Here is a 4,286-nt window from a genome sequence, read left to right as displayed (position 1 = left end):
GCGGACTGCTGCCGGGATCCCTGAAACTGGCCGGTAGAGCTGAAAGCCGCTGCGACCCTTTTCTTTGACCTGGTAGAGGGCCAAGTCGGCATGGTGCAAAAGGGTGGACACTTCTACGCCGTCTTGGGGGTAGAGGGCGACGCCAATGCTGCAGGTCACGGAAAGGGAATGGCCCTCGCAGGAGAAGGGAGTTTGAAAGGCATCGACAATCCGCTGAGCCAGACGCGCTGCCACTGTGGGGCTGCCAATTCGGGGCAGCAGCAGGGTGAACTCATCCCCTCCCCAGCGGGCGACGATATCTCCAGGGCGAACGCACTTGGTTAACCGTTCAGCTACCCCCTGCAACAGGGCATCGCCGACACCGTGGCCGAAGGTATCGTTGATGTCTTTGAAGTGATCCAAATCCACAAAGAAGAGGGCCAGAGATTCACTGTAGTATTGCTGCAGGGTCTGCTGCAGCCGCTCTCGAAAGCCTTCGCGGTTCACCAAACCTGTCAGGGCATCATGATGAGCGCGAAACTCCATGTAGGCTAAGCTCTGCTTTTGGGCGGTGATGTCTTCGCAGATGCCTTCATAGCCGAGGATATTTCCGGCTTTATCTTTAACCAAACGGGCCTTTTCTCGGACCCAGATGATCGAGCCATCCCGCCGCCGCAGCCGATACTCAAAACCGCGCACGGATCCCTGCTCCTGCAATAGCCGCACAAATTCCTCCCACTGGCTGGGATCCACATAGAACTGCCGCTTGCCCACCTCTTTCGCTTCGCGCATCAATTCTTCGGGGGAGCTGTAGCCGCAGATCTGGGCCAGCATCGGGTTGGCGGAGAGATACCGACCTGCCGCATCGGTGAAAAAAATGCCCTCTACCGCATTCTCGAAAAAATTGCGATAGCGCTCCTCAGCCTGGCGCAGCTCCTCTTCCACTTGCCGGCGCTCCGAGATCTCGAGGGCCAGAGACACCAAATCCGCCAGGGATCCGGCGAAGTTTTGCTCTTCCAAGGTCCAGTGGCGAGGGGAGCCAATGTGCTCGTGGCAGAGAACACCCACCATCCGTCCTTCCAGTCGAATGGGGGCATCCAGCATCGAGACCACTCCCATTGCTGTCAGGTAGGAATTGCCGAACTCGGCGGTGCGGGGATCCGCCACCACTTGGTCGGCAGCAATGGTGCGCTCTTGCTCCAGGGCTTGAAAATAACGGGGATAGTCTTTGGCCCAGATCTCCGCCCCTTGAGTATGGGATCCCTTGGGGTTGTCCGGGGTGATCTCGAATTGATTGATGCAGCGAATGCTGGAGCGCTCCGACGTGTAGAGCCAGACCCCCACCCGTGCCACCCCCAGGGTACGGGCGGCTGTAGTACAAATCTGTTGCAGAGCAGCTTGTAAGTCTCCTTGGCTGAGGGCTTTGTGCCGGGTGAGCTCCATCAGAGCCCGGTTGTGCTCCAACAGTTGCTTTTGGCTGCGCTGTAGCTGCCACTCCACTTGCTTGCGTGCTGTGATGTCCTGACAGGAGCCGACAATTCGGCTGATTGGCTTGTTCTCCTCAACTACTGGAGAAAGGGTAACGATTAGAACATGGGTCGACTCTGGGTCGGGAGCGGCAGAGGCCGTTAGGCTCAGCTCAAAGCTCACTTGCCGGCCATGGCTGAGGCAGTGTTCGGTGTGCAGTTGAATCTGCGCAGCCAGAGAAGGCGGTAGACAACTCTGGAGCTCTTCTCCCTCGATAGGTCGAGAGGAGAGAAAAAACATCCTGCAAAAAGCCGGGTTACCCACCAAAAACCGACAGCGCGGTTGAGGTGAGCCTCTTTCTGGCTCCGGGGGCAGACACTCAAGGACAAACAACCCATCGCTGACGCTCTCGAACATGGTGCGCAGCACAGCCCGTCCCCGAGCCTGTACCGGGCGCCCACGGTACATGACCTGGGGATTCCACAGATCGGCCCGCGTCAGCGCATCATAAACGCTGCCAGCCTGGTCTGGCCCAGCAGTCCCCCTTTCAACCATAGGCTAGAAGTACCCAGTAGATTCGGACAACGGGGAGGGCAAGCCGAAAAAAACAGCTATGAATTCACGCTGTCTCTGCCATTCTACGGTCATCCTATGGAATTGTTGGGGGAGTTTGTGTGTCTCTCGATACAAAAGATCCCCGGGCTGGCACGGGCTTTTGGGTGCTCCGGAGGGGATATTCTTTGAAGCAACTCTTGAGGTTAATTAAAAGAACTATTAAAAAGCCTGTCCTGCCGACGTGAAGGGCTATGCGTCGCCGTTTTCAAGGTTAAACCGCTTCTGGCTCCCGAACTTGTTCTACCCGTACATCGACACGCTTGGGAAGGAACCAGGCTCCTATTAGTTAGAACGGCTCTCATTAGAAAGAACCTCAGCTAGCCCTGGAAAAGGGATCCCTGCCAGACCCAGGATGGCTAATTCCGCGGGCGTGGGATCCCCGATGCATCCAAGGCAAGAGAGGAAGACTGATGGATACAACTCCACCACTCAACCGAGTAACAGCATAGCTCTATTGAGATTAGCTTTCAATAGCGTGCCGGCAAAGTAGGGATCCTCTTTGATAAAGACTTGCATTAAGCTTGAGGAGTCTGGTAGAGTGCTTACCCAAGTAGCAATTGCTAAAGATTTGCAGTTAAGTCTTCTCAGGAGAACAAGCTGCGGAGTGGCAAGCATGGCATGGCAACAGGTTCAGGCGGGGGTGTGGTGTAGGCAGTTGGGGCAATTGGCGCCTCAGTGGTGGTTGGGCTGGAGTCTGGAGCAGGGCTTTCGGCTCTACCGCAAAGAAGTTTCCTCTGCTCTGCCTTCTCTCTCTGCTTTGAGGATTCGCTACCAAGAGCGAGATGGCTGGCTAGACGTGTTTCTGGGAGAAGCGGAGCAATGTAACCGACGACGGCGCAGCCTTTTGGATCCGGCAGCGCGGGTAGCCTTGCACTACATGCCGGAAGATTTAGCTCAGATTCAGTCCCTAAAGTGTCCTCACGAGCGCATTCCTCCGCAGCTTTGGCAGCGGCTAACCCAGCAGCCGGGTTGAGGACTGTTGAAGGTTAGAGGGCTATTTATTGTTTTTATTGTTTCAGATGGATCCAGTCCGCTGCGGCAACCGATCCTGCCTCTTCTCGCCTTTCCAGTTCTTCTGGAGAGCGGTAGCCTGTTTTTTTCTTCCTCTAGGCAGGCTTAAGCTGGAGAACGAAGAGTAGCGGCTGCAGCCATGACTGTTTCTAAGCACCAACCCAAGCAGCGCTCCCAGCAGCAGGTCGAGGGGCTGACTTCTCGCCGCCTTTTGAAGGGATCCATCATCGGCGCCGGCCAGGTAGGCATGGCCTGTGCCTACTCGATGGTAATCCAGAACACTCTGGATGAGCTGGTCCTTCACGACATCGACCGCAACAAGCTGGAAGGGGAAGTGATGGATCTGGTGCACGGGATCCCCTTTGTGGAGCCGACGCGGATACGGGCAGGGGAACTGGCGGATTGCGCCGGGTCAGATGTAGTGATTTTAACGGCAGGGGCTAAGCAGCGGCCTGGAGAAACCCGTTTGGATTTGGTGCAGCGCAACGTCGAGATCTTCAAAGGCTTGATCCCGGCCTTGATGGCGCATTGCCCTGACACACTCCTTTTGGTGGTGAGCAATCCCGTTGACATCATGACTTACGTTTCCCTGAAGTTGTCGGGGTTGCCGGCAGGGCAGGTAATTGGGTCGGGGACGGTTTTGGACACAGCCCGCTTTCGCTATCTTTTGGCGGAGCGCCTGGGGGTGGATCCCCGTAGCCTGCACGCCTACATCATCGGCGAACATGGAGATAGCGAGGTGGCCGTTTGGAGCAAGGTGAACATCGCCGGCACCCCGATTGGGGAACTCTCGCCGGACTGGGATCCCGCCTATTTGGGGGATATCTTCGAGCAGGTGCGCAACGCTGCCTACGAGATCATCCGTCGCAAAGGGGCCACCAGCTACGCCATCGGGTTAGGGGTGACGCAAATTGTCCAAGCCCTGCTGCGGGATCAACACCGCGTTTTAACCGTGAGCAGCCTCACCCAAGGGGAGTACGATCTGCCAGAGGTCTGTCTCAGCTTGCCCAGAGTGGTCGGGCGGCAGGGGGTGGAACGCACGCTGGCCATGTCCCTCACCGAGAGCGAGCGCAAGCAGCTGCACCGCTCGGCCCAGATCTTGCGGCAAGTCATCGACAGCATCCGGTGGTAGCCTAGATCTCCTGGACTTTTGTCGCTCCCCTCCAAGCTGGGGGATCCCTTGGTCAGCTAGAAATCGCAGGAGCCCCGCACTG

3 protein-coding genes are annotated in these 4,286 nt (G+C 57.1%); 2 read left to right on the top strand and 1 reads right to left on the bottom strand.

The annotated features are described in order from the left end of the window. Positions 1 to 2,001: diguanylate cyclase domain-containing protein (locus NW856_RS12730; protein ID WP_414400571.1), on the bottom strand; the 2,001-nt coding region annotated here is incomplete at its 3' end. 673 nt (positions 2,002 to 2,674) lie between these two features. Between NW856_RS12730 and NW856_RS12725 the strand changes: the two genes are divergently transcribed. Together NW856_RS12725 and NW856_RS12720 are read left to right on the top strand one after the other, a co-directional pair. Then, positions 2,675 to 3,034, top strand: coding sequence for a hypothetical protein (locus NW856_RS12725; RefSeq protein ID WP_011433745.1), 360 nt, complete (start codon positions 2,675 to 2,677; stop codon positions 3,032 to 3,034). 249 nt (positions 3,035 to 3,283) lie between these two features. Then, positions 3,284 to 4,204, top strand: a complete 921-nt coding sequence (locus tag NW856_RS12720) for an L-lactate dehydrogenase (protein ID WP_011433746.1) — start codon at positions 3,284 to 3,286, stop codon at positions 4,202 to 4,204. Positions 4,205 to 4,286 lie beyond the last annotated feature (82 nt).

The organism is Synechococcus sp. R3-13 (assembly GCF_047462195.1).
GTDB lineage: Bacteria > Cyanobacteriota > Cyanobacteriia > Thermostichales > Thermostichaceae > Thermostichus.
Note: the sequence above shows the minus strand (reverse complement) of the source record. Positions and strands in the feature narration are given on the sequence as shown.